General features: G+C 62.1%; 20 protein-coding genes and 3 riboswitches. Of the genes, 9 read left to right on the top strand and 11 right to left on the bottom strand.

Going from position 1 to position 22,829, the window contains the following annotated elements; genetic code table 11:
- Positions 1-13: 13 nt before the first annotated feature.
- Positions 14-2,497: a GcvT family protein gene (locus tag LPA37_RS20460; protein WP_229013527.1), complete on the bottom strand. Its 2,484-nt coding sequence runs from the start codon at positions 2,495-2,497 to the stop codon at positions 14-16.
- Between the two features lie 217 nt (positions 2,498-2,714).
- Here LPA37_RS20460 and LPA37_RS20455 point away from each other — a divergent pair, with 217 nt between their 5' ends.
- Positions 2,715-3,509 carry a DeoR/GlpR family DNA-binding transcription regulator gene (locus LPA37_RS20455; RefSeq protein WP_229013525.1) on the top strand — a complete coding sequence of 265 codons (795 nt, stop codon included), beginning with the start codon at positions 2,715-2,717 and terminating at the stop codon, positions 3,507-3,509.
- 3 nt (positions 3,510-3,512) lie between these two features.
- On the opposite strand, the gene bluB is transcribed toward LPA37_RS20455, so the two are convergent.
- The 5 genes from bluB to LPA37_RS20430 are packed head-to-tail and all read right to left on the bottom strand — an operon-like array spanning position 3,513 to position 6,653.
- Positions 3,513-4,208, bottom strand: a complete 696-nt coding sequence (gene bluB, locus LPA37_RS20450; RefSeq protein ID WP_229013524.1) for a 5,6-dimethylbenzimidazole synthase — start codon at positions 4,206-4,208, stop codon at positions 3,513-3,515.
- Complete coding sequence (locus LPA37_RS20445) at positions 4,192-5,490, bottom strand: cobyrinate a,c-diamide synthase (RefSeq protein ID WP_229013523.1); 1,299 nt, start codon at positions 5,488-5,490, stop codon at positions 4,192-4,194. The genes bluB and LPA37_RS20445 overlap by 17 nt, the downstream gene beginning before the upstream one ends.
- Positions 5,491-5,493: 3 nt before the next feature.
- Positions 5,494-6,096, bottom strand: coding sequence for a cob(I)yrinic acid a,c-diamide adenosyltransferase (gene cobO, locus LPA37_RS20440; protein ID WP_228976599.1), 603 nt, complete (start codon positions 6,094-6,096; stop codon positions 5,494-5,496).
- Positions 6,097-6,120: 24 nt separating this feature from the next.
- On the bottom strand, positions 6,121-6,498 hold the full coding sequence (locus LPA37_RS20435) for a cobalamin biosynthesis protein (RefSeq protein ID WP_229013521.1): 378 nt from the start codon (positions 6,496-6,498) through the stop codon (positions 6,121-6,123).
- The gene (locus LPA37_RS20430) at positions 6,495-6,653 is read right to left on the bottom strand and encodes a hypothetical protein (protein WP_229013520.1); all 159 of its coding nucleotides are present in this window, start codon (positions 6,651-6,653) and stop codon (positions 6,495-6,497) included. Before LPA37_RS20430 ends, LPA37_RS20435 begins: the two co-directional genes overlap by 4 nt.
- Before the next feature lie 63 nt (positions 6,654-6,716).
- Positions 6,717-6,943, bottom strand: a riboswitch (cobalamin riboswitch).
- A 403-nt stretch (positions 6,944-7,346) separates the two neighbouring features.
- On the opposite strand from LPA37_RS20430, the gene LPA37_RS20425 reads away from it, so the two are divergent.
- The 8 genes from LPA37_RS20425 (at position 7,347) to LPA37_RS20390 (ending at position 16,807) form a co-directional block, all read left to right on the top strand.
- Positions 7,347-8,033 (top strand): PAAR domain-containing protein, encoded by a 687-nt coding sequence (locus LPA37_RS20425; protein ID WP_229013518.1) that lies wholly within the window; start codon positions 7,347-7,349, stop codon positions 8,031-8,033.
- Entirely contained in the window at positions 8,030-8,578 is a 549-nt protein-coding gene (locus LPA37_RS20420) for a PAAR domain-containing protein (RefSeq protein ID WP_229013517.1), read from the top strand. Before LPA37_RS20425 ends, LPA37_RS20420 begins: the two co-directional genes overlap by 4 nt.
- Positions 8,579-8,715: 137 nt before the next feature.
- Positions 8,716-9,177 (top strand): lysozyme, encoded by a 462-nt coding sequence (locus tag LPA37_RS20415; protein ID WP_229013516.1) that lies wholly within the window; start codon positions 8,716-8,718, stop codon positions 9,175-9,177.
- On the top strand, positions 9,164-9,655 hold the full coding sequence (locus tag LPA37_RS20410; RefSeq protein WP_229013515.1) for a lysozyme inhibitor LprI family protein: 492 nt from the start codon (positions 9,164-9,166) through the stop codon (positions 9,653-9,655). The genes LPA37_RS20415 and LPA37_RS20410 overlap by 14 nt, the downstream gene beginning before the upstream one ends.
- Before the next feature lie 131 nt (positions 9,656-9,786).
- A riboswitch (cobalamin riboswitch) is annotated at positions 9,787-10,055 on the top strand.
- Between the two features lie 109 nt (positions 10,056-10,164).
- The gene (gene cobW / locus LPA37_RS20405; protein ID WP_229013514.1) at positions 10,165-11,250 is read left to right on the top strand and encodes a cobalamin biosynthesis protein CobW; all 1,086 of its coding nucleotides are present in this window, start codon (positions 10,165-10,167) and stop codon (positions 11,248-11,250) included.
- Positions 11,251-11,256: 6 nt separating this feature from the next.
- Positions 11,257-15,063, top strand: coding sequence for a cobaltochelatase subunit CobN (gene cobN / locus LPA37_RS20400; RefSeq protein ID WP_229013513.1), 3,807 nt, complete (start codon positions 11,257-11,259; stop codon positions 15,061-15,063).
- Entirely contained in the window at positions 15,060-16,142 is a 1,083-nt protein-coding gene (locus LPA37_RS20395; protein ID WP_228976610.1) for an ATP-binding protein, read from the top strand. The genes cobN and LPA37_RS20395 overlap by 4 nt, the downstream gene beginning before the upstream one ends.
- 29 nt (positions 16,143-16,171) lie before the next feature.
- Positions 16,172-16,807 (top strand): vWA domain-containing protein, encoded by a 636-nt coding sequence (locus LPA37_RS20390; RefSeq protein ID WP_229013566.1) that lies wholly within the window; start codon positions 16,172-16,174, stop codon positions 16,805-16,807.
- A 27-nt stretch (positions 16,808-16,834) separates the two neighbouring features.
- On the opposite strand, the gene LPA37_RS20385 is transcribed toward LPA37_RS20390, so the two are convergent.
- From LPA37_RS20385 to cobG, 5 genes are all read right to left on the bottom strand, one after another.
- Complete coding sequence (locus LPA37_RS20385; RefSeq protein WP_229013511.1) at positions 16,835-17,764, bottom strand: flagellar brake domain-containing protein; 930 nt, start codon at positions 17,762-17,764, stop codon at positions 16,835-16,837.
- A gap of 150 nt (positions 17,765-17,914) precedes the next feature.
- Positions 17,915-19,627 (bottom strand): precorrin-3B C(17)-methyltransferase, encoded by a 1,713-nt coding sequence (gene cobJ / locus LPA37_RS20380; RefSeq protein ID WP_407672582.1) that lies wholly within the window; start codon positions 19,625-19,627, stop codon positions 17,915-17,917.
- Positions 19,624-20,355 (bottom strand): precorrin-2 C(20)-methyltransferase, encoded by a 732-nt coding sequence (locus tag LPA37_RS20375; RefSeq protein WP_229013508.1) that lies wholly within the window; start codon positions 20,353-20,355, stop codon positions 19,624-19,626. The genes cobJ and LPA37_RS20375 overlap by 4 nt, the downstream gene beginning before the upstream one ends.
- Complete coding sequence (locus tag LPA37_RS20370) at positions 20,356-20,982, bottom strand: precorrin-8X methylmutase (protein WP_229013507.1); 627 nt, start codon at positions 20,980-20,982, stop codon at positions 20,356-20,358.
- The gene (gene cobG, locus LPA37_RS20365) at positions 20,975-22,360 is read right to left on the bottom strand and encodes a precorrin-3B synthase (protein WP_324251899.1); all 1,386 of its coding nucleotides are present in this window, start codon (positions 22,358-22,360) and stop codon (positions 20,975-20,977) included. Before cobG ends, LPA37_RS20370 begins: the two co-directional genes overlap by 8 nt.
- A gap of 93 nt (positions 22,361-22,453) precedes the next feature.
- Positions 22,454-22,632: riboswitch (cobalamin riboswitch) on the bottom strand.
- Positions 22,633-22,829 lie beyond the last annotated feature (197 nt).

Here is a 22,829-nt window from a genome sequence, read left to right as displayed (position 1 = left end):
ACACCACACCCGATCAGGCTTTGATCCTTAGCGACTTCGGATCGTAAGGCGCCTTGACGTGCAGCGTTGCCGGCAACGTGTCTCCTGCAACATCCACGACGAACCGGCCGTCTGCCAGGAACGCCTCATCGATAGTGCCCGCGGCGTTCGACACGTATCCCATCGCAACCGGGCATCCGAACGTGTGCCCGAAGGCGGCGGACGAGACGAATCCCACCACCACGCCGTCGCGCAGAATTGCTTCACCACCCCATAGCATCCGGTCGCTGGCGCCGTCGACGGTGAGTACGACCATGCGTCGCCGCAAAGGCGCTGCCTTCAGTTTCAGCAACGCATCGCGCCCACGAAAAGCGACGTCGCCAGAAAGCTTGCAGGCAAACCCGAGGCCCGCCTCGAACGGACTCGAGTCCGGTGTCAACTCACGTCCCCACGCGCGATAGCCCTTTTCGATCCGCAGCGAATCGATCGCGTAGTACCCCGCGTTCACGAGCCCGAATTCCTTGCCCGCTGCATGCAACGTCTCATATACGCCCACGGCAAACTCGACGGGTACATACAGCTCCCATCCCAGTTCGCCGACATAGGTCAACCGCGTCGCCCGCACAGTCGCATAGCCGATATCGACTTCCCGGCTTTGCCCGAAGGCGAACGCCTCGTTGCTGAAGTCTGCTCTTGAGACGCGTTGCAAGAGCGCACGCGAACGCGGCCCCATCACCGCGAGCACCGCATACTGGCTGGTGACATCGACGAGCGTGCAATAGCTGTCCTGTGGAATCAGCTTTTCGATCGTGTCGAAATCGCGCGTGGTCTGCGCGGAACCGGTGACGATCAGATACTGGTCATCGGCAAGCCGCGTGAGCGTGAAATCCGATTCGTACGTGCCGCGCTCGTTGAGCATGCCGGTATAGACCGTCGTGCCGGGCGGCACCGCGACATCGTTGGCGACGATGCCTTGCAGCACCGCTTCGGCATCGCGTCCCTTTACCAGGAATTTGGAGAACGACGTCATGTCGAAGAGCGCCACGGCCTCGCGGCACGCGCGATGTTCCGCGCCGCTCCACGCGAGCCAGTTCTGCTGGCCGAACGCATAGTCGATATGCGCTTCTGCCGGCGAGGGCGCAAAGAAATTCGCGCGCTCCCAACCCATCTTGCTGCCGAAACACGCCCCGTCTTCCTTGAGCAGCGCGTAAAGCGGCGAGCGGCGAAACGGCCGCGCGCTGTCGAGTTCGCGATTCGGCCACGGCATCGCGTAATGCAGCCCTAGCGTTTCCTTGACCCGGTCGTGCAGCCACGTGTCGTTGCCGTTAAAGCGCGCGAAGCGGCGAATGTCGACAGGCCACAGGTCCATCGTCGGTTCGCCCGCGACGATCCATTCCGCGAGCGCCATCCCCGCGCCGCCGGCCGATGCGATACCCATCGAATTGAACCCGGCACCGACGAAAAAGCGTTTCAGTTCGGGCGCCTCGCCCAGCATGAAGTTGTTGTCCGGCGTGAACGATTCCGGTCCGTTGTAGAACTGCCTGACCTGCGCGGTTTCGAGCGCGGGCACGCGTTGCAGCGCGTTTTCCATCAGGATCTGGAACTGATCCCAGTCGTCGGGGAGCAACTGGAACTCGAAGTTTTCCGGAATGCCGTTCATACCCCACGGTTTCGCGTCCGGTTCGAATCCGCCCATGACGAGACCGCCGACTTCCTCCTTGAAATAGATAAAGCCGTCCGGGTCGCGCATGACAGGCAGATCCGGATGCACGCCTGCGATCCGTTCAGTGACGATGTAGTAGTGCTCGGCCGAATGCAGCGGCACCGTCACGCCGCACAGACGGCCGATTGCCTTTGCCCACTGGCCCGCGCAATTGACGATGACTTCCGCTTCGATCGTGCCCGCCTCGCCATCCTTGTTTTGCCACGCGAGGCCGCACGCTTCGCGGCCGCCCGAAGCAGAAGGCCGCGTGTGAATCGCGCTCACCCGTGTGTTTTCGACGATGCGCGCGCCGCCGGTTCGCGCGCCGCGCGCGAGCGCCTGGGTGAGGTCGGTCGGATTCGCCTTGCCGTCGCCGGGCAGCCAGACCGCGCCGAGCAGATCGTCGGTGCGCATCACCGGCCACAGTTCGCCGGCTTCCTTCGGGCCGATCACGTCGCAGGCGACACCGTACGCACGGGCAACCGCGGCCGTGCGTTTCAGCTGCGTCATGCGCTCGGCCGTACGCGCGACCGACAGCGATCCACATTGTTTCCAGCCGGTACCCAGCCCGGTTTCCGCTTCGAGCCGGGCGTAGAGCGCGGTCGAATAGCGGATCAGCTTCGTCATGCTTTCCTGCGCGCGCAGCTGGCCGACAAGGCCGGCCGCATGCCACGTCGTGCCGCATGACAACTGACCCTGTTCGAGCAGCACGACGTCGGTCCAGCCGAGCTTTGTCAGGTGATACGCGACCGAGCAGCCCACGATGCCGCCGCCGACGATTACCACACGCGCATGCTGGGGAAGAGTGGTTGTCATGGTTTTATTCCGTGAATGTGTGTGGATATATGTGGATATTGTCGGAAGTATATTGCAGAAAAATGACGTTGAATTCAAGATTTACATCGATAAATACACAAAGATTGGCGTGGGATGACGTGTGAAATGTTTATTTATGTGGAAACTTGAGGGGTTTGGCTTCCGGGCAGCCAATGCCTTTGTTAGACTGCGGTCTCCGAGACCTGATGGCACGCCTATGTTTCCCACCCAGCGCCAGGCTGAAATCATGCGCATCGTGCGCTCGCAGCAGACCTGCACGATTACCGCACTGGCGAGGCTTTTCGACGTATCCGACGAAACCATTCGCCGCACGGTCAAACCGATGATCAGCGACGGACTGCTCGTCAAGGTTCACGGCGGCATCATGCTGCCCGGGCACGTCGACGAGCCGCCGTTCCAGCGCCGCATGCTGGAAAGTCGCGAGGGCAAGCAGATCATCGCGGCGCGCATCGGCGAACTGGTCGAGGATGGCGATTCGCTGATTCTCGACAGCGGCAGCACCTGCGTTCACATCGCGCAGGCGTTGTGCGCGCATTCGCGGCTCACGGTGGTGACGAATTCCGCGGAAATCGCGCGCACGCTCGCGCCGCGCAACGAAAACCGTGTCTTCATGACGGGCGGGGAATTACGTCCGGATGACGCCTCCGCGTTCGGCGAGAACGTGCTGACGTTCATGCGTCAGTTCCATGTGCGCTACGCGATCGTCTCGGTGACGGCGATCGACAATCACGGGCACTTCATGGATTCGCTACCGTGGGACGCGGCGTTCGCACAAGCTGCATTCGCGCAGGCGGAGCAGCGCGTCGTGGCAGCTGATCACGCGAAATTCGGCCATAGTGCGCTGGTGCGGGCATTCAGTCCGGAAGAAGTCGATCTGCTGGTGACCGATGCGGCGTTGCCGCCAGAGTCCGCCGAGGCATTTTCGTCGGCCGGGCTGAAGGTGAGGGTGGGTGCGCCGCGTGCAAGTGTCGCGCCAGCGATAACCGCGTGAGGCTTAAGCGTCTTTAGCGGCGCTGGCGTTCACGTTCACGCTATCGCCAGGCGCGTCTTCTTCGGGCCAGCAATTTTCAAAGACACACGCTTCTAGCGGCATCCGCGATGCCCAGCGTTCGGTTTCGAGCATCGGCTGATCGTAAAACGCATCGACGTGCCCAAGACACAGAATGCCCACCGGCCGCGCGCCGGCTGGCATACGTAGCAGCGTGCGCACTTCGTCGACGTCGAAGAGCGATACCCATCCCATCCCGAGGCCTTCCGCGCGCGCCGCGAGCCACATGTTCTGGATGGCGCACGCAACGGACGCAAGGTCCATTTCCGGCAGCGTACGTCGACCGAAAATGTGTTTCTCCCGATCGTCCATGAGCGCCATGACCAGCAGTTCGCCGCACTCGAGCATGCCTTCCACTTTCAGTTTCATGAACTCGTCGCGACGCTTGCCGAGCGCATCGGCGGTGTTCAGCCGCTCGCGTTCGACAGCGGCGTGCAGTGCGGCGCGAAGCGAGGCGTCGGTGATGCGGGCAATGCGCCACGGCTGCATGAAACCGACGCTTGGCGCGTGATGGGCGGCGTCCAGCAAACGCTTCAATACGGCCGGATCGACCGGCTCGCTGACGAAGTGCCGCATGTCGCGTCGCTCGTGAATGGCGCGGTAGACGGCCGCGCGGTCCGGATCGCTAAAACGCTTCGCCATGAAAGAGTGCAGCCGTGAAAGCCGGATTGGAGGGCCAGTAACTGTGCATGTAAGTCGCGACGATGTTGCCGGCCCGGAACACCGCTTCGCCCGGTGCCGTCGATTGCGCGCGCACGGCTTTTGTCAGCGGCGTCATCGTCGTCTCCAGGCGTGAGTAGTGAAACGTGTGCCCACGCATCGCGCCGCGCGTACCGGTGATCTGCTGCATGCCAAGCGACGCAAGACGGGACTGCATCGTCGCATCGCCGGGTAGCAGACCGAGCATCGGTGTGCACGTGCCGTTGATGTCAGTGAGCGTATCCAGCAGATACAGCATGCCGCCGCATTCGGCAATCAGTGTTTTGCCGGCCCGCGCGTGGGCGTGAATCGACGCCGCGCTGACCGTATTGCGCGAAAGCGTCGGTGCATGCAGTTCCGGATAACCGCCGGGCAACCAGAGCGCGTCGACGGCCGCGGGTACGGGTTCGTCTGCGAGCGGCGAAAAATATGTGACGCTCGCGCCGAGCTTCTCGAGAAGCGTGACGTTGGCCGGATAAATAAATGAAAACGCCGCGTCGCGCGCGATGGCGATCCGCATGCCATCGAGCAGACGCGGCATCGTTTCGCGTGATGCCGTGCCAAAATCCACCGGCGCCGGCAGACCGGCGAGCGGCGTGCCGGCGAGCGCATCGGCTGCGCGGTCGATGCGCGCGTCGAGGTCGGCGATTTCGTCGGCCTGATGGAGGCCGAGATGGCGGTCCGGCAACTCGATGTCGCTCGCGCTCGCGATATGTCCCATCCAGCGCAAACCGTCGGGCAACGCTTCTTCAAGCATCTGTGCGTGCCGCGCCGAACCGACGCGGTTCGCGAACACGCCCTGAAACGGCACGTGCGGCCGAAAATGCGCGAGGCCGAACGCGACCGCGCCGAACGTCTGCGCCATGGCTTTCGCCGAAATCACGCCGACCACCGGCACGTTGAACGTCGTCGCCAGATCGGCGCTGGATGGCGTGCCGTCGAAAAGACCCATTACGCCTTCGATCAGGATCAGGTCGGCGTCTTCCGCCGCTTCCGCCAGCAACACGCGACACGCATGTTCGCCGACCATCCACAGATCGAGCGACTGCACCGGCGCGCCGCTCGCCCGCGCGAGAATCATCGGGTCGAGAAAATCGGGCCCCGTCTTGAAGACGCGTACGCGTCGCCCCAGCTGCGCGTGATGGCGCGCCAGACCGGCGGTAATCGTGGTCTTGCCCTGACCCGAGGCCGGCGCGCTAATGAAGAGGGCGGGGCACGCGGACATCGTTCAGAATTCCACGCCGCGTTGCGCCTTCACACCCTGCTCGCGATACGGATGCTTGACGATCCGCATTTCGGTGACGAGGTCGGCCGCTTCGATCAGCGCATCGGGCGCGTGACGGCCGGTCACGACAACATGCACCATGTCCGGCCGTGCCGTCAGCACTTCAAGCACTTCGTCGAGCGGAAGATAGTCGTACTTCAGCACGGTATTCAGCTCATCGAGAATCACCATCTGATAATCGCCGCTTTCGATCATGCGGCGTGCTTCGGTCCAGCCCTTGCGGGCCGTCGCGATGTCCTTGTCGCGGTCCTGCGTATTCCACGTGTAACCGTCGCCCATCGTGATGAACTCGCAATGCGCCTGCGCGCCGAGGAAGTCGCGCTCGGACGTGTGAAGCGCGCCCTTGATGAACTGCACTACACCGAGTTTCATGCCGTGTCCGAGCACGCGCACGGCCATGCCGAACGCGGCGGTGGTCTTGCCTTTGCCGGTGCCCGTGTTGACGATCAGCAGGCCTTTTTCGACCGTCGCCGAAGCCTGTTTCTTTTCGTGGCCCTCGCGACGGCGTTGCGTCATGCGTTGATGCGATTCGGGATCTGTCTTCATGGCGTGTCCTGTTTTTCGTAATGTTCAGGGTGCGCTGGCGATGGCAATCGTCACGCCATCGAGCACGGTTTTGGGGACGATCAGCGTGGCGCCGGGCAACGCAAGCAGTGCGCACGGTTCGCATACGCCGTCGACGCCAAGTTTCGCGCGTACCGCACTGGACGGCGTGGGCAGTTCGCCGAACGCGTCGATCTGTCCGGCGGTGAACGTGTGCAACGGGAGCGCGTGGTGAGCACAGAATCCAGCGATGCCGGGCTCGTGCGCTTTCGATTCGATCGTGGCGACGGCGATGACGTCGTCGAGAGAACGGGCCGCCAGCGCGAGCGCCGCGCGCACGGCGGATTCGATCTGCCGGGCGGACGCGTTGCGTCTGCAACCGATGCCGACTGTCAGCGTTTTCATACGGTGTCGCCATGCATCACGGCGCCGCCGGTCACGATGATCGTGGATGAGTATGGCGCGACGTGGGCTGCGAGCGTACCGGGCCGCGCGCTGCAGTCAGTGAGGGAAAGCAGGAAGGCCGTCGTCATGACGGCTTCATGGAATAGATGAATCATGCGTTGCCACACGTCAGGCGCCTCATTCCGTCCCCCGCGGATCGGGCCTTCGGCGATCGCAGCGGTCGCCCCTCGCGTCTGGCCGGTATCCGGGCTGACGACCACGTGCCATTCGCCTTCCCACCCGCACGGCGCAGGCAGTGGCGTTGAATGACATGCGCGGACGAATGATCCGCGGGTCGCGTACCGTTGCGGGGACAGCACAGGCCGAGCGCGTTACGTTGCTTCCTGTTTCCCGTTTAACTGCACATGCGAATGCATGTGCGGGTACCAAACGCGCGCATACGATATCACAGGCCAATGCGAAACAGCCTGTCAGAAGGCGCCTGGGAGCACGGTCGGTGCGCAGTTAAACGTGAAACAGGGAACCCTTCCTGCGCGTATCAGGCCAACGTGGGTCCCCTGCTTCATCAACTGGAAAGGCGCGATGGCCTCGCGCTATTTTTCATGTTTCTCCGTAGAAGTATGCGTTAGAAATAGAGCGGAAAGACGGATTTATAAAGAATTGTAAATTCAATGCTATCTCTAAAGTATTTTGTTGACCTTATTATATTTGGATGATCAGTTAACGATATTGGCAACTGGTTCAGGAAAAAGGCCTGCGCACTCCGGCACTCATCGGGGGATGTCCGACCTTTCCCCGAATCACGAGTCTGACGTAGTTCCCTTCAATTTTAAAAAGGACGATCCAGAATGGAGCAACAGAAACGTGAAGGCACCACGTACGCATTCGCAACGGTTGGAGCACGCACGGAGCGCGGCGGCTATGTAACACACGCAACGTCCGGGCTGTCCATTTGCGGTCTGTACGTCGCGCGCGTAGGTGATGTTGTCACCTATTGCGATGGAAGCGAAGCCGCTATTGTTGACGGATCAGGCAGTCGATCGTCTTATGACGGCAAATGCCTTGCGCTTGTCGGCAGTCATCTGAGCAACGGGGACCGCATCGTCTTCACGCCTTGGGATGATGGAACGTCCGGCCTGTTCGTTGCCGCGGGTGAGAAACCCGAAGGCCTGTTCGATCCGTCCTATGTGCCGCCGCCTGACGAGCCGTGCTGGCGTTTTGCGCTGCGCGGTTCGACCACCGCGCGCGGCGGCGTCCTGCGCGAAGTAAGCGGCAAATGGCGCAGCCTCAGCGGCGATATTGACGTCGGTCAGATCGGTGACCTGGTTTGCTACCCGGATGGCTCGACGGCGCGCATTACGAGTGGGCTTTCCATGAAAGCCAATCGGGCTTATGCGCAGTTCGCCTACGTTGGTAGCACGCTCGATAACGGCGATACGATTTCGGACAGTCCGGAACGCGAAGGAGGCGCGCATCCCCGTACCTACGAACCGGTAACGGAAGCCGAAATGCAGCGCGGGAGTGAGGCTGCATGATTCGCTATTTTCTTGCCAAAGGGGATCGGGGTGGGAGCGCCGTGATCACGGAAGGGTTAGAGGGCGTTACGTGTTCCAATCCGCCACCCTGCGTACAAATCGCCACGCTTTACATGAAAACGTATTGCACTGCCTGCAAACGCGAGGGTTTCATCGCACCGAAGGGACCGCGCAGGCCCGGAACCGGCCCCAACGGAAAGCAATGGGCCTTGAGCGGTGATATCAACATCTGCGATTGCAGCCCGCCGCCGGTTTTCTATGCCGAGCGCGGTATGACGATGTCCTTCACGTCCCAGGAAGCGGCAGCGCTGGTGATACGTGAGGCGAATCCCGCGACAGCGCAGGCTGGAGCGGCGCAGCACGATGAACAATTCACGCTTGTTGATGCAAAGGGAACGCCTCTCACGAGCACCTATTACACAGTTCGCATGCCTTCGGGTGAGCTGAGGCACAGCGTAACTGATTCACAGGGACGCACTGAGCGATATCAAACAAAAGGCGCGCAATCTATCCGGATTTATCTCGGTCACAAAAGGGAGATCTAATGCCGGATGCACTTGCAAACGTGGTAACAAACACCAATTCAGATTCGTGCGTAACGGTAGCTACGGACAGACTATGCAAACCGTGGCGGGCGTCAAATCAGTGTCTTTCCTTTTTGGGTGAATGGGAAAGCGGAAGAATGAACGGCATGACGCGTATCTTCTACTCGAACCATACTCATATAGACGCTCAGGTGATGGACGGGATGATTTTGCAAGTCTACCTTGATGACCAAGGCAACCCTACGGTCGGATGCGGGCACCTCGTTTTGCCGAATGATAATCTGCACGTCGGCCAAATAATATCTTTAGAACGTGCAAGAGACCTACTGAGGCACGACTTGCAGCAAGTACAAAGTAGATTGAATTCGCTCGTAATGGTCCCGCTTTTTCAGTACGAATACGATGCCATGGTAAGCGTTGTATTTAATGCCGGTGCAGGCGGTGCTGTGAGAGAGCTGGCCGATGAAGTCAATCACGGGCATTACGAGATGATGCCCGCCTTTATCTGCAGGTTCCATGCCCGTAATCCCAGATTGCGCCAGAGACGCGAAAGCGAGGCGAGACTATTCAAAGCAGGAATATACGATGCACAACATTAAAAAAATTATCAGTCTGTTTCCTTGCGTCTTGTCGATAGCTGCATCGGCGAAAACAATCTATTCTGGTGAATTCGATTACAGGAAGTTTGAACCTTCGTCGATGTATTTCTCGGGGTTTACCTCTTCTGAAATTTCTAAATTGTGCGAAATTGGCGAGCATGCAGGAACAATGGACATTTCAGAATGCGCTCACAGAAATTATGAGCGCGCGAACAGGAATCTCGAAAAAAAGCTTAAGGCTCTCCGATCGGAAATAGTGGAGAATGACAAGTCTCTTAAGGCAGATGGTGAACCGTTGGCGTTGCCGTATTTCGTAAAATCACAAGAAATTTGGGCGCAATATCGTGAGAGTGGCTGTTATTATGAAACTTATATGCTGGGCGAAGCCTCCATGCGCTATATCACCTTTTGGGATTGCATGACCCGAATCACAAAGAGCAGACTTGATGAATTAACCAGGTCTGGTGCAGATGACTGAAACGTGACTCGGCTTCGAGAGGTTACATGTACATGAGTATTGCGCGCCGGGCCTGAAAAGCCTCGCCAAAGCCCCCCCGAGCACGCACCCGTACGCATAGTCCTTTTCTTGACGTCGCCACCGTCGAAGCCTACACTCGCACGCACTCTGGTGCTCGCGCGCACGCTCCGTGCGCGCAGTTAAACGGGAAACAGGGAGCCCTTCCTGCACGGATCGGGCCAACCTGTGCTGCCCCCGCAACGGTAAGCGAAGGCATTGCGCACACGCAATGCCAGGCCGGCTTCAATAGATGCATGTCACGACGTGCAACTATCTGTCCACTGCGCAACGTGTCGAATGCGCGGGAAGGTGAAGCGGCGATTTCGTCAGCCCGGATACCGGCCCGAGAAAAACAGGCAAATGCCGCGGGGATGCGGCGTATCGTCCATGCTTTCTTCGATTGTCCAGTCATTCCGGGCAACCCGTTTTTCGTCCCCATCTACTTCAACTGTCCACCCCCTGGAGTCAGGATGCAGACGCGCAAGATTCCCGTCACGATCGTTACGGGCTTCCTCGGCAGCGGCAAGACCACGTTGCTGCGGCACATTCTTCAACATGCAGGCGGCCTTCGCGTTGCGGTGATCGTCAACGAATTCGGCGAGCTCGGCATCGACGGCGAAATCCTCAAGGGTTGCGGCATCGGCTGCAATGAAGATGGCAGCGAGGCGGAAGGTCAATTGTATGAACTCGCCAACGGCTGCCTTTGCTGCACCGTGCAGGAAGAGTTTTTCCCGGTCATGGAAAAACTCGTCGAGCGTCGCGACCAGATCGATCACGTGCTGATCGAAACGTCCGGCCTCGCGTTGCCCAAGCCGCTGGTCAAGGCATTCAACTGGCCGCAGATCAAGAACAGCTTTACGGTCGACGCAGTCGTCACCGTGGTCGACGGTCCTGCCGTAGCAAGTGGACAATTCGCGGAAAACCCACTGGCCGTCGACGCGCAGCGCAAGGCCGATCCGAATCTCGATCACGAATCGCCGCTGCACGAACTGTTCGAAGACCAGTTGTCCGCAGCGGATCTGGTGATTCTCAACAAGACCGACCTGCTCGACGAATCGAAGCAACGCGAGGTCGAGGCCCTCATCCGTGAGGAAATCCCGTCGCAGGTGAAGGTGGTGCGCGCGCACATGGGGCAACTCGACCTTCATGCGCTGCTGGGTCTTCAGTCGGCTTCCGAAGAGTCGATCCATCTGCGTCACGATCATCACGGTTCGGCCGACGACGCCGATCATCACCACGACGAATTCGATTCCGTCGTGGTTGCGGCAAATGTTGCCTCGCGTGAAGCGACCATCGCGGCGTTGCAAAGCCTGGTCGAGAGCCACACGATCTATCGCGTCAAAGGTTTCGCGGCATTGCCGGGCGCTGCGATGCGTCTCGTGATTCAGGGCGTGGGCCGGCGCTTCGACAGCTATTTCGACCGGCGCTGGCAGGCGGACGAACCACGCGCGAGCCGTTTCGTGCTGATCGGCGAAGACCTCGACCGGAAAACGTTGCAGCAGGCATTCGACGTCGCGATGAATGCCGTGCCCCACGGCACGACGCAACAGGCGTAAAACGACATGCATCTGCTGCGCACCACGCCCGGCGGTTTCGTCGACGATACGGCGGGCGTTATCCGGATCGATCAGCGTCCCGCGGACATCGTGGTGCTCAGTTCGGCCGACACCACGCTATCGCTGCTCGCGAGCGTATTTCCGCGGCTGGGCGCTGATTTTCCGAGCCTGCGGCTCGCGAACGTGACGTTTCTCAGGCAACCGGCGTCGGTCGATTTCTACGTCGAGGACGTATTGCAGTACGCGAAGGTGGTGATCGTCGATCATCTGGGCGGCGAGGCGTACTGGCCTTACGGCATCGAACAGGTGGTCGCGCTCGCCGAACGCAGGCAGCAGGTGCTGGCGATGTTCTCAGGCGACCTGCAGGAAGACCCGAATCTGCTTGCACGCAGCACGGCCGATGCCGCGCTATGTCATCAGCTATGGCGCTATCTTCGCGAGGGCGGCCCGCGGAATGCGGAGCGTTTTCTGCGTTGTATCGCGCATCATGCGCTGGGCTGGGGCGAAGAGCCGTCGCTTGCGCAACCGTTGCCCGCCGCATCGCTTTACCATCCGTCGCGCGACGTCCCGACGATCGAAGACTGGCAGGCACGCTGGCATGGCAATGCACCTGTCGTCGCGATTCTCTTTTATCGCGCGCATCTACAGGCGGCGAACACCGCTGTGTTCGATGCACTGATCGACGCGCTCCATGCACAGGGTCTTAATCCGTTGCCACTCGCGATCACATCGCTGAAGGACAACGTCAGCCGCGACATGGTGCAGCAATTGTGCGCGCGACATGACGTGGCGCTGGTACTTAACACCACTGCATTCGCCGCGTCGGCGATTGACGATCCCGAACCGCTCGCGCTTGCGGGCGACGCGCCCGTGATGCAGGTGATCCTGAGCGGCGGCAATCGCGACGACTGGCTCAAGGACAATCAGGGCCTCAATTCGCGCGATATCGCGATGCATATCGCGCTGCCCGAAGTGGACGGCCGCATCATCACGCGGGCCATCAGTTTCAAGGGGCTTGCGTATCGGTGTCCGCACACTGAAGTCGACGTCGTGCGTTATCAGCCCGATCACGGGCGCGTCGCGTTTCTCGCGGAGTTGAGCCGACGCTGGTGCAGGCTGCGGCGTATCGACAACGCGGACAAGAAGCTCGCGCTGATTCTCGCGAATTATCCCGTAAGCGAAGGGCGCATCGGCAATGGCGTGGGGCTCGACACGCCTGCGTCCGTTGTCGGCATTCTTTCGATGTTGCGTGAGCACGGCTATAAGGTTGACGATATTCCCGTCGATGGCGATGCCCTGATGCGTACGCTTACTGAAGGCGTGACGAACGACCCGGTGGTGCGCGACCTGCGCCCGGCACTGCAAAGCCTTGCGCTCGACGACTATCTGACGCATTTCCAGCAGTTGCCCGCTGAGGTACGCGACGCGTTGAACGCACGATGGGGCACGCCCGATCAGGACCCGTCGCTGCGGCGTGGCCGCTTCATGATCGCGGGCTGGCGTTGCGCGCATGTGTTCATCGGCATCCAGCCGGCGCGCTCGCGCGAAGGCGGCGATTACGCCAGCTATCACGACGCCGATCTCGTGCCGCCGCATGCGTATCTGGCGTTCTATTTCTGGCTGCGTCACCAGTTCGGTATCGACGCGGTCGTGCATGTCGGCAAGCACGGCAACCTGGAATGGCTGCCGGGCAAGAGCGTCGCGCTCAGCGACACCTGCTGGCCCGATCTCATTCTCGGGCCGATGCCGCATCTGTATCCGTTTATCGTCAACGACCCGGGCGAGGGCAGCCAGGCGAAGCGGCGCACGCAGGCGGTCATCATCGATCATCTGATGCCACCCCTCACGCGTGCGGAGAGCTACGGCCCGTTGCAGGATCTCGAACGCCAGGTCGACGAATACTATGAAGCGTTGATGGTCGATCCACGTCGCTCGAAACTGCTGCGGCGGACCATTCTCGAAACGATCATCACGCATCGTCTGCACGAGGAGCTGAGTCTCGGTCTGCCCGACGGCCTGGATGCGGAAGACGCGCTGCTCACGCGCGCCGATGCGTACCTGTGCGAATTGAAGGAAGCGCAGATTCGCGATGGCTTGCACACGTTTGGACAGTCGCCGCGAGGCGTTCAGCGACGCGATACGCTGCTTGCGCTCGGCCGTTTTCCGGTGGGGGACGGACAGCGCGAGAAGGCAGGGCTGATCGATGCGCTCGCGCGCGATCTGCAGATGGATCATCTCTTCGATCCTTTGACAGCGGACTGGGCAGCGACATGGGAAGGCGCGCGCCCCGACGTCCTTCAGCAGGTCAGCGACGCGCCGTGGCGGCATAACGGCGACACGCGCGAACGGCTCGAATTACTGGCGTCGGCATTGCTGAACGATATTGCAGGCGGGAGCGCGTTGCAGGCTGGAGCGGTATATCAAGCCGGTACGTTGCCTCAGGCGGAACGTGTGATCGAGCGTCTGCGAAACGACATCCTGCCGCGGCTCGATGCCTGTGGACCGCAGGAAATGCTGCAACTGGGGCGCGGGCTTGAGGGCCGCTTCGTGCCGCCGGGCCCGAGCGGCTCACCTTCGCGTGGTCGTCCCGACGTGCTGCCGACCGGCCGTAACTTCTATTCGGTCGACACACGTGCCGTGCCGACCCAGTCGGCGTGGACGTTGGGCCTGAAATCGGCGCAGCAGCTGATCGAGCGCCACGTGCAGGAACACGGCGACTATCCGCGTGCGATCGGCCTGTCGGTGTGGGGCACCGCGACGATGCGCACCGGCGGCGACGACATCGCGCAGGCGCTGGCATTGCTCGGCGTTCGACCCCGGTGGGCGCCAGGCAGCCATCGTGTGACCGACTTCGAGATCATGCCGATCGAGGCGTTCGATCGCCCACGTATCGACGTGACCTTGCGCGTATCGGGCTTCTTTCGCGATGCGTTCGCCAACGTGATGCATCTGTTCGACGCGGCCGTGCAGGCTGTCGCCGAACTCGACGAACCCGAGGAAATGAATCCCGTCCGCGTTCGCGTGCTGCGCGAAAAAGAGGCGTTGATGGCGCGCGGCATGGATGCAGCCGAAGCGCGCCGCCGCGCCGGCTGGCGCGTTTTCAGCGCGAAGCCCGGTTCGTATGGCGCGGGTCTGCAGGAGATGATCGACACACGGCAATGGCAGACCGACGCGGATCTGGCCGAAGCGTATCGGGCATGGGGCGGCTATGCGTACGCGCAGAAGAGCGCGGGTGAGGACGCGCGCGAGGTCTTCGGTACACGTCTCGCGGCGCTGGATGTCGTGCTTCAGAATCAGGACAATCGCGAACACGACGTACTCGATTCGAACGACTACTACCAGTTCCAGGGCGGCATGGTCGCGGCTGTCCGGCATCTCGCGGGTACGCAGCCGCATATCTATCACGCCGATCACAGCAATCCGGCTGCACCGCGCATCCGCACGTTGCATGAAGAAATCGCGCGGGTGATCCGCTCACGCGTGGTGAATCCGAAATGGCTGGACGGCGTGAAGCGTCATGGCTACAAGGGCGCCGCGGAAATCGCCGCCACCGTCGACTATCTTTACGGTTTCGATGCGACGGCACGCGTGATTTCGGATCACCAGTACGCGCTCGTCACCGACGCCTACCTGAACGATAGCGCGACGCGGGATTTTCTCGCGAAGCACAATCCGCACGCGCTGCATGGCATCTGCGAGCGTCTGCTCGAAGCGGTGCAGCGCGGCCTGTGGCAAAACCCGGGCGACTATCGCGCGCAGATCGAGCAGCATCTGCTGGCAAGCGAACAGCAACTCGAAGGAACACGAACATGAACGCATCGACGGATTTGCCCGGCGGCGGCATCGCGTCGTCGTCAACCGCCCGCACCACGTTTCCGTTCGCGGCGTTGATCGGGCAGGCGCCGTTGCAGCAGGCGCTATTGCTTGCGGCAATCGATCCGGGACTCGGCGGCGTGCTGGTGAGCGGCCCGCGTGGCACCGCGAAGTCGACGACCGCCCGGGCTCTCGCCGAATTGCTGCCCGAGGGGCAACTCGTCACGCTGCCGCTGGGTGCCAGCGAAGAGCGTCTGATCGGCACACTGGATATCGAAACCGCGCTGCGCGACGGCTCGGTGAAGTTTTCGCCGGGTCTGCTTGCAAAAGCGCATCGCGGCGTGCTGTATGTCGACGAGGTCAACCTGTTGCCAGACGCGCTTGTGGATGCGCTGCTCGATGCAGCCGCGAGCGGCGTGAACACGGTTGAGCGCGATGGCGTTTCGCATAGTCACGCGGCGAGCTTCGTGCTGATCGGCACGATGAATCCGCAGGAAGGCGAGTTGCGCCCACAACTTATCGACCGGTTCGGTTTGATGGTGGAACTCGAAAACTGCTTCGATTCGAAGGTGCGGCAAGCGATCGTCAAGGCGCGCCTTGCGTTTGACGCTGACCCGGACACCTTTCGCGCGAGCTACGCGACACAACAGGCAGCTTATGTGCAGCGTATTCACGCCGCGCGTGAACGGCTGCCGCAACTTGCGTTCGACGATACGGTGCACGGGCACGTCAGCCGTGTATGTATCGATGCCGCTGTCGACGGGATGCGCGCGGATATCGTCATGCTGCGCGCAGCACGTGCGCTGGCAGCGCTGGAAGGGGCCGCGGCGATCACGGTCGAACATGTCGATCGTGTGGCGGAAGCGGTGTTGCGGCACCGCCGCGTGAATCGCGATGCGGATACGCATGCGCCACAATCGTCATCGCCGCCTGCGCAACAGGAAATGCACGAATTTCCGCAGACGTCCCAGGCGGAACGCAAAACCGGCAGCGAAGGCGATTGGGGACAACTGCCGCCGGAGGCAGCCGGTACGATGCGCGTCAAAGGCGTCATTCCGTTACCTGCAAAAAAACGCTGAGCCATCGATCAGGCGCCGCCGCTGGATCGATCAGCGGCGTTCGATGGCCACATACAGCAGGCGCTGGCACGCGGGGCTCAAAACCCGGCAGACGTATCGACTGGCCGTCGACGCTCGCGGCGAAACGGCGTGAGCCGCTCGCACGCGCGCACGTGCGCTTCAGGCGCGAAGCGTCGAAGGGCGGCGTGCTGCACTGTTTCGTTCTCGACTGTTCCGGCTCGATGATGTCGGGCCAGCAGCTTGCGCTGGCAAAGGGCCTGCTTGTCGCGATGTTCGATCAGGCGTCCACTGCGCGCGCCGAAACCGCGCTGGTGTGTTTCGGCGGTGCGCGTGCCGACGTACGGTTCGGGCCCGCGGTGCCACGCTGGTGGAACGAGCGCTGGCTACAGCCAGTGGGTGGAGGAGGAGGGACGCCACTTGCGCTCGGCGTGTCGCGGGCGGCTCACGTCCTTGAGCGCGCCGCGCGCGGCAAGCCGGGACAGCAGCGCTGGCTGTGGCTGCTATCGGATGGACGCAGCAGCGACCTGCCCGTGCGTCCGGTGTTTGCCGATCAGATCGTGTGCGTCGATTTCGAACGTGGTGCCGTGAGGCTTGGCCGTTGCGAACAGATCGCGCGCGCCTGGGATGCACTGTGCTGTACACCGGAAGATCTGATCGCATCGTGATTTCCGCTGGACGCGATCAGGTTCGGTTCACGCACGCGTCATGCTGCTCCAGATGTACACATCGTCCTGACGGTCGAACACGAACGCTTTGAGCGCGGTCTGCATCGACGGTTCCAGCACATCGAACTCGAGGCCGTGCGCGACCAGTTCCTTGTGCTTCTCGTGAGCTTGCAGATTGCGGATCACCGCGCGCGTTTCGATCAACGTTTGGATCTCGCCCGATGTGACCCAGAACGACAGACGCAGCCGCTCACCTATGCGCCCCAGCGCGCTCGTCGTCGCGAGTGACAGACCCAGCACGCTGACGCCGTCCGCGAGACCCACGCCGTCCCAGGCTTCATTCGCTTCGGTGCCGTGGCGAACGGCCAGATGCGCGCGCACGCGGATCGAGCGCCGTTCGCGCAGCCGGCGGATCGCGCCGGGTTTCGACAACACAATGTAATGAAAGGGATTGCTGCAGAGCGCTTCGACGGTACACGTAAAGCGGTAAACCGCCTGGCTCGCAATCGCGACGATGTCGAGGTTTTCGTTGAGCTCGATCGGCGCGGCCTTGCCGTTCGCGGCCGGCGGCGTGATGAACAGCACCTGGTTCGGCGCGAAGCCGATCACGCGGGCGGGATGCATCGGGCGGCCCATGCCGATCAGCGAACGCACGCCGAGCAGCGCGCCGATCGGCAAATGCATTTCGGGAAGCGACGAGGGCAGCGGGGTTTCGCTTTCAGGCTGCGCGGACGTTGCGCCCGCAACCGTCGTCTCCTTGCGGCGAGGCTTGAAATGCGCGAAGAGAAAACGGCGTTCGTCCTCGTTGGCAATCGATGCGCCGCGTTCACGCAACAGGGCGCCGTCCTGATCGACAATGGGCCACGACAGCGGTGTGGCTAAAGGAACATCACTGGGCTTAAACGCCAGTTCGGGTGCGACGACCGATTCTTCTTCTGCCAGTTCGTTTGACGCCATATACCGACCACCTCGTTTCGGGTTCTTAACGGCCGTATACGGCCCGGCAAAATAAAACTTTAATTGAAGACTTAAGAACCTCCATTATTACAGGCAATAATCGAACTGGATACCTGTTGTGCATCGGTTAATAGCACTGGATGCAACTTCTTAACCCTGGCGATACCACCTTGGCGTATAAGCCCATTCCACCCCGCCATTCACCGAAAACGCGCGTGTAAGCGATGATCCGATAATCACCATCGTCCGCATATCGACCATTTCACTGCGAAGCGCTCCAAGCGACGTGTGGCGTACCTGGCCGCCGGGTCTGCCGACGTTTCTTCCCAGCACGACCGTTGTCTCAGGCGAACGGAATTCGCGAACGATATCGAGCGCCTTGTCGAGTTGCCAGGGGCGCGCGCGCGAAACCGGATTATAGAAAGCCATCACGAGATCGGCCCCGGCGGCGTGTCTCAGGCGATTTTCAATGACATCCCACGGCTTGAGATTATCGGAAAGCGACAGCATGCAGAAATCGTGACCGAGCGGCGCCCCGGCCTGCGCGGCCGTCGCCATGGCCGCCGATACACCCGGCAGGATTTCGAGTTCGACGCTGGCCCAGCGTGCGTTGCCCGATTCGTGAAGCGCCTCCAGCACGGCGGCGGCCATTGCGAACACGCCGGGGTCGCCGGACGACACCATCACGACCGAACATCCCTGGGCGGCCAGTTCGAATGCGTGACGCGCGCGCTGCATCTCTTCGCGGTTGTCGGTGCCGTGTACGCGCTGGTCCGCGCGGAACGGGCCGGCCATCGTCACGTAGGTTTCGTAGCCGAGCACATCGGTGGCCGCGTCGAGCGCCTCGCGTGCGGCGGGCACCATCAGGCGCGCATCGCCCGGGCCGAGACCGATGACGCTTAGTCGCCCACGTGTCTGCCCGACGGAAAAGGGATCGACCGGGGCGCGCGCGATCGCCAGCGCAACCGGCGAATCGCCGGCCAGAATGTCGTGCGGCACACGCATCGCCGGGGCCAGGAGCGTGTGCGGTTTCTGTTCGTTGTTGCCGGTGGTGGGCATGGCGACAAAACGGAGCGCCACGCCGAGCGCTGCGGCTGCTTCGGTCAGCGCGAGTTCCCCTGCGCGCTCCATGGGCGCGAGCAGCGCAGCCAGCGAGAGCGCTGCGATCCCGTTTGCGCTCAACGCATCCTGCACATGCCCGACGATGTCGCCATCAAGACCACCGATCGCGGCGATGACGCTGCGTGGATGGATCAGCAACTCGTCCGCGCTGCCGTTCCATGCTTGCGGCGTGACGCGTATGGCGAGCCGTGCGTTGGATGAGCGCGGCAACTGCGCGTCGTCGAGCCAGGGCGCTTCGCCTTCGATGCGCGTACTTTCGCCCGCGAGCAGGTCCGATACGAAGCGCTTGCCCTGGGCAAGACTCGAAAGCGCGTACCCGTCGGGCGGATTCAGCACGCATGTGCCGAAACGCAGCTCGCCGCTCGTCGTGATGGCGGGCGCGATGTTCAGCGCGTCGGCGATTTCGCGGGCCATCCGGTTCACGCCGGCCAGACCGCCCAGCAACGGCACGACCGCGCTGCCGTCTTCGGCCACGGCCAGTACGGGCGGCTCCGCGCCTTTGTCCGAAAGCAGCGGTGCGAGGCAGCGAATCACGATGCCCGCTGCGCACAACGCGACGAGCGGCGTGCCGCGCGTGTACAACTCTCGCAGATGGGCGCTGAGTTCGCTGTAGGCGATGTCCGCCTCGACACGTCCTGCAAGCCCGTGAACCTGCGCGCCGGGATAGCACGCCGCTATGCGTCGCGCCGTGTCGAGTGCGCCGGCGCCGAGAATCACGATGGCGGGCGCGGTTGAATTCATCCACGCCATTTTTCACCCGGCACGACGAGCAGCGAGAAATAGGGCGACGCCATCGGATCGACTTCAGCGAGTGGCACGATCCGCTGGTTTGTCATCGTGGCGCGCTCGACGTAAAGCGCACGCTTTTCAAGGCCGAGTTCGCACAGCACGCGCCGCACCTTGTCGAAATTGCGGCCGAGTTTCATCACGACCGCGGCGTCTGCGTCGGCGAGCCGTCGTTTCAGTTCGTCTTCCGGCAGCACGCCCGACAGCACGGAAAGCGTCTGGTTGCGATAGACGAGCGGCGAGCCGAGTATCGCCGCCCCGCCCAGCATCGAACATACGCCGGGCACCACTTGCGCTTCGAAGCGGGGCGCCAGACGGTCATGCAGATACATATACGAGCCGTAGAAAAACGGATCGCCCTCGCAGATCACCGCGACATCGCGGCCCACATCGAGATGGCGAGCGATGATGTCGGCGGCGGTGTCGTAGAAGTCGGCGATCACGGTTTCATACGAAAGCGGCGGCGCGAGCGTTTCGGTCGTCACGGGGTAGACGAGCGGCAGGCGTTCCTGCGCTTCGTCCAGATGCATCTCGATGATCCCGAACGCGTTGCCCTTTTTTCCTTTGGCCACGAAGTACGCGACGACGGGCGCGTCCTTCAGCAGACGCACCGCTTTCAGTGTGATCAGCTCCGGGTCGCCAGGTCCTACACCGAGTCCAAAAAGACGTCCACGCACCGTCATTTATTCTTCCTCCGAAGCGAGGGCGTTCACGGCTGCCGCGGCCATGGCGCTACCGCCACGCCGTCCCGCGACGATCACGAACGGCACGCCGCGACTGTTCTGCGCGAGCATCGCCTTCGATTCCATCGCGCCGACGAAACCCACCGGAAAGCCGAGGATCAACGCGGGTTTTGGCGCACCGGCGTCGAGCATTTCGAGCAGATAGAAGAGCGCCGTGGGCGCGTTGCCGATCACGACGACGCTGCCTTCGATATGCGGTCGCCACAGTTCGAGTGCGGCGGCCGAGCGCGTGTTGTGCAGCGTGAGCGCCATCGGTGCCACGCCGGGATCGCCCAGCGTGCAGATGACCGGATTGTCGGCCGGCAGACGCGCGCGCGTGATGCCTTCGGCGACCATGCGCGCGTCGCATAGCACCGGTGCGCCGCGCAGCAGCGCCGCGCGTCCGGCGGCGCCCGCGCCGGCGGAAAACTGCAGATCGTCGACGACGTCGACCATGCCGCACGCGTGAATCACGCGCACGGCCAGCTTTTCGAGGTTGGCGGGAATGTGACGCAGGTCGGCCTCGGCGCGGATCGTGGCGAAAGACCTGCGATAGATTTCCCGACCGTCGCGAATGTAATCAAGCATCGAATGAACTCCGGGTCAGGCGTTCGAGCGTATCGGCCGCCTGATCGATCGTCAGATTGCGTGCGACGGGCGCGCCAAAACCAGGTGTGCCGTCGCGTCGAAAAAGGTCGTAGCGGGCGGGCGCCACGGCAAGCAGCGTCCACGGCGCGCAATGCGCCGCCGCGCAGGAGCGCGGGCAACCGCTGAAATGAACATCGACACCGACCGGCAGGCGGGCCGCGAGAAGAAGGGCGTCGGCCTTGGTGTCGGCCATGCCTTTCACGCAGCCTTGCGAACCGGTGCAGGCGATGACATGTGCCAGCGGATTGGCGGCATCCGTGACGAGTCCAATCGACTCAAGTCGCTTTAACACTTGCGATGCTTTGTCGTCGGGAACGTCCGGAATGATGATGCCTTGCCACGGCGTCATGCGAAGCGTTGTGCTGCCGGCATCGATGGCAAGCCGGGCGAGCGCCTGCAGCGTTTTAAAGTCGAGACGGCCGAGCACCGGTTGAGCGCCCACGTAAGAGAGATTCGCACCGTCTTGCGAATGCGATCCGAGTCTGAGTGACACCTGAGCCGGCAAGCGACGCCAGGTGTCAACGTGAAAATCATTCGCAAGAGTGAAATCGACTCGCGCCTGCACCTGCTCCATGAAGGCCGCGATGCCGTGCGCGGCCAGCACATCGCGCATGCGCGAGTCGTCAGGCGCGGCGAGATCCAGAAACGTATGCAGCAACGCGGCGACGAGCGCGGGAACCTGATGAGGCAAGACAGTACCGGACGCCGTATGCCGGGATGTATGCAAGACAGGCGGACACCCCGCAAGCCCAAAGGCAAACCGCACGTCCTTGCGATCCCGCACTGCAGCAAGCCAGATATCGTGCGGATGGTCGAGCATGGCAAGACGTTCGCCACCGTCGAGCATCAACGCGAATTTGGGCGAAAGCGCCGTGAATCGCGGATCGGTTTGCAGAAGCGAAAGTATCTGCGCAGCAAGCGACGTAATGTCGAAGAGCGCGTGCGGATCGCGCCCTGCAAGCGGGCTCACCATCAGATTGCGAAGATCGTCGCGCGCGACCGGGTTCGTTTCGTGAGCGTCGCGTGGCGCTTGTGGTCCTGATCCTGCGTCGAGCAGCCGGCCTGTTAGCGCGTTTTCCTCGCCGGTGCGTACGCCGCGTAGTTGCAGGTTCGCGCGGTTCGTCACTTCGATTACGCCGGACGTGTGCCGCTTTGCAGCATCCGCGATAGCGAGCGCCTGATCCGCGCGCAGTTCACCGCACGGCAGCCTGATTCTGCACAGACCGCCGTCGCGTGCCTGCACGATGCGCCACAGCCCCGGGCAAGCCGAAGGGCGCAGCGATGCAGTGGAAGCGAAGGCAGACGTAACGTGGTTCAAGAGATCACCGGGTTGTGCGTCGCGCGACGGCCCGAGCGCCTCGTCATGGAGGAGATGCTGCGGCATCGGTACACCCCGCCCGACGTTGGCTGGCACGAACAGGTCTCACCGGCAGGTCTCCTGGCTCGCAGGTCGTGGTCCGCGCCGGCCTTCCCGGTCGAACCAGTGGCACAGGTGAGGCGCGGACTCGCTGCATACAGTTGCGGGGGCAGCCACAGTCGATCTGTGTTCCCTCTTAGGTCCCGAGGGACACCGGCGAGGCTGTATTATGCCTTTTTTCGAATAGCGCAAGTACGCTGCGGCGTTGCCTGGCATGCCGCGATCTCGACTTGCATGGGACCAGAGTAAGGCACTAAAGCGCCAACTCTGGTCGACCGCAACAAGTTGCATGGGACCAGAGTAAGGCACTAAAGCGCCAACTCTGGTCGACCGCAACAAGTTGCATGGGACCAGAGTAAGGCGCTAAAGC

Origin of the sequence: Paraburkholderia gardini (genome assembly GCF_907164545.1) — a bacterium.
In the GTDB taxonomy this organism is placed as follows: Bacteria; Pseudomonadota; Gammaproteobacteria; order Burkholderiales; family Burkholderiaceae; genus Paraburkholderia; species Paraburkholderia gardini.
Note: the sequence above shows the minus strand (reverse complement) of the source record. Positions and strands in the feature narration are given on the sequence as shown.

Bases quoted from the DNA above. Each gene is read 5' to 3' on its own strand.
- LPA37_RS20375 (WP_229013508.1), bottom strand. From the start codon at position 20,355: ATGACGGTGCGTGGACGTCTTTTTGGACTCGGTGTAGGACCTGGCGAC.
- bluB (WP_229013524.1), bottom strand. From the start codon at position 4,208: ATGGCGAAGCGTTTTAGCGATCCGGACCGCGCGGCCGTCTACCGCGCC.
- LPA37_RS20420 (WP_229013517.1), top strand. From the start codon at position 8,030: ATGATTCGCTATTTTCTTGCCAAAGGGGATCGGGGTGGGAGCGCCGTG.
- LPA37_RS20445 (WP_229013523.1), bottom strand. From the start codon at position 5,490: ATGTCCGCGTGCCCCGCCCTCTTCATTAGCGCGCCGGCCTCGGGTCAG.
- cobN (WP_229013513.1), top strand. From the start codon at position 11,257: ATGCATCTGCTGCGCACCACGCCCGGCGGTTTCGTCGACGATACGGCG.
- LPA37_RS20415 (WP_229013516.1), top strand. From the start codon at position 8,716: ATGAACGGCATGACGCGTATCTTCTACTCGAACCATACTCATATAGAC.
- LPA37_RS20370 (WP_229013507.1), bottom strand. From the start codon at position 20,982: ATGCTTGATTACATTCGCGACGGTCGGGAAATCTATCGCAGGTCTTTC.
- LPA37_RS20425 (WP_229013518.1), top strand. From the start codon at position 7,347: ATGGAGCAACAGAAACGTGAAGGCACCACGTACGCATTCGCAACGGTT.
- LPA37_RS20410 (WP_229013515.1), top strand. From the start codon at position 9,164: ATGCACAACATTAAAAAAATTATCAGTCTGTTTCCTTGCGTCTTGTCG.
- cobW (WP_229013514.1), top strand. From the start codon at position 10,165: ATGCAGACGCGCAAGATTCCCGTCACGATCGTTACGGGCTTCCTCGGC.
- LPA37_RS20430 (WP_229013520.1), bottom strand. From the start codon at position 6,653: ATGATTCATCTATTCCATGAAGCCGTCATGACGACGGCCTTCCTGCTT.
- LPA37_RS20455 (WP_229013525.1), top strand. From the start codon at position 2,715: ATGTTTCCCACCCAGCGCCAGGCTGAAATCATGCGCATCGTGCGCTCG.
- LPA37_RS20435 (WP_229013521.1), bottom strand. From the start codon at position 6,498: ATGAAAACGCTGACAGTCGGCATCGGTTGCAGACGCAACGCGTCCGCC.
- cobJ (WP_407672582.1), bottom strand. From the start codon at position 19,627: ATGAATTCAACCGCGCCCGCCATCGTGATTCTCGGCGCCGGCGCACTC.
- LPA37_RS20385 (WP_229013511.1), bottom strand. From the start codon at position 17,764: ATGGCGTCAAACGAACTGGCAGAAGAAGAATCGGTCGTCGCACCCGAA.
- LPA37_RS20395 (WP_228976610.1), top strand. From the start codon at position 15,060: ATGAACGCATCGACGGATTTGCCCGGCGGCGGCATCGCGTCGTCGTCA.
- cobO (WP_228976599.1), bottom strand. From the start codon at position 6,096: ATGAAGACAGATCCCGAATCGCATCAACGCATGACGCAACGCCGTCGC.
- LPA37_RS20460 (WP_229013527.1), bottom strand. From the start codon at position 2,497: ATGACAACCACTCTTCCCCAGCATGCGCGTGTGGTAATCGTCGGCGGC.